Origin of the sequence: Streptomyces sp. NPDC059718 (assembly GCF_042733315.1) — a bacterium.
In the GTDB taxonomy this organism is placed as follows: Bacteria; Actinomycetota; Actinomycetes; order Streptomycetales; family Streptomycetaceae; genus Actinacidiphila.
The window spans coordinates 1-1,372 of sequence record NZ_JBHWGA010000142.1 but is presented as its reverse complement, the minus strand read 5'-3'; the positions used below and the strand labels follow the sequence as shown (position 1 = coordinate 1,372).

The 1,372-nt window shown below is 68.4% G+C and carries 1 protein-coding gene and 1 pseudogene; both read right to left on the bottom strand.

Annotated features, from left to right (window positions below; translation table 11 throughout):
• Nucleotides 1-187 (bottom strand): annotated as a pseudogene (locus ACFV3E_RS46730) (hypothetical protein); the annotation flags it as partial.
• Nucleotides 188-265: 78 nt separating this feature from the next.
• Nucleotides 266-1,117: an SCO6745 family protein gene (locus ACFV3E_RS46725; RefSeq protein WP_500542644.1), complete on the bottom strand. Its 852-nt coding sequence runs from the start codon at nt 1,115-1,117 to the stop codon at nt 266-268.
• Nucleotides 1,118-1,372 lie beyond the last annotated feature (255 nt).

Below are 1,372 nucleotides of genomic sequence, written 5' to 3'. Positions count from 1 at the left end.
CGGGGGTGTCGGCGAAGCTGCTGGTGGGCAGGAGGGTGTCCTCGTACTTGTCGGTGTTGGCGAGGTAGAGGGCGAAGCCCCAGGTGGTGGCGGATCGGCCGTGGCGCAGGCGCATCAGTTCGATGCTGTCGCCGTAGGCCAGTTTGCCGTCCACATAGGCGGACTGGCCTCGGTGGCGGACGTGCATGGCGACCGGCTGAGTCCAGGCCGTGCACGTGCCGTGAGCTTCTGGGCGAGGGAGGAGTTGGGCGAACGGCGGTGTTGCTCAGGCGGAGGCGCGCAGCGCAGCCAGGAAGCCGGAGCGGTCGAGAAGGCCAGCGTCGGTGACGGCACGGCCGAAAGTGTCGGCGAGTTCGGCCAGACGCTCACAGCCCTCTTCGCCCAGGACGCCGTAGGCGGGCAGGGCCAGGGCATCGGTGCGGTCCTCGATGTGCTGACGCAGGGCACTGCCTTCGATGCTGAGGACATCCCCGTCGAGGAGACCACGCTCGTGTAGGCGTTCCTCGGTGGCGGCCCACTGCTCCTCCGGCCAGGCGCGGCTGAGCTTGAGCGCGGCGGCGGGAACCAGGCCGCTGGCACCGTGCAGCACCAGGGCCTCCAGGGGCCCGACACCCTCGGTGAGTAGCGCCGCTATATGGCCGTCGCCACGGAACTCCCGCAACAGCGTCTGGGCGTGCCACAACTGCAGGATCGGCTCGTCCGGCCAGGGCAGGGCGGCATGAGCGGCGAACAGCGGGCGTCCCTGCGGGTGTTCGCACGCCGCGTCGGCTGCCCGCCGCGCAAGGCCGATGATTTCGTCCAGTCCCGGAAGCTCATGGATCTTGGCCCGGCGCAAGGCCTCGCCCGCGCCGGCGAGCCGGGCGGCCAACATTTGCTCGGGGGTGACCGCGTCCCAGGCGGCCGGTAGCGCCCCCCGTACGACATCCGGGCAGAAGTTGTAGAAGGTCGCGATGACCAGCTCCGCCGAGGCGCGGCCGAGAGCCGCACCACGGGAGGCGAAATATCCTGCCCTGCCCTGGAGTCCCAGTTCTGTGTACCGGTTCCTGGCCTCGGGAACGAAGTAGACCATGCCATGGAGAGGCTCAAGTCGCCGCCACGCGAATCGTGCTGCCTTCATGTGCCAGTCCTTCCAGGGATACAGAGACATGGGCGGGAGAGGGTACCAACCGGTCGGTATGGCGCAACTTAGGTCTCCGGCTGACCGGTGTCAACGGATACGACGGCGAAAACGCGCGCAGCATCGGAACAAGGATCTGAGGAACATGCGGACGGCGAACTCGCCGTCGGCGGCAGCATCAAACTGACGCGCCTGCGCTACGGCCGATCCGCCACCACCTGGGGCTTCGCCCTTTACCTCGCCAGCACCGACAAG

What these genes read in the sequence shown, in the direction of transcription:
- ACFV3E_RS46725 (WP_500542644.1), bottom strand. Translation starts at nt 1,117, where the DNA reads ATGAAGGCAGCACGATTCGCGTGGCGGCGACTTGAGCCTCTCCATGGC.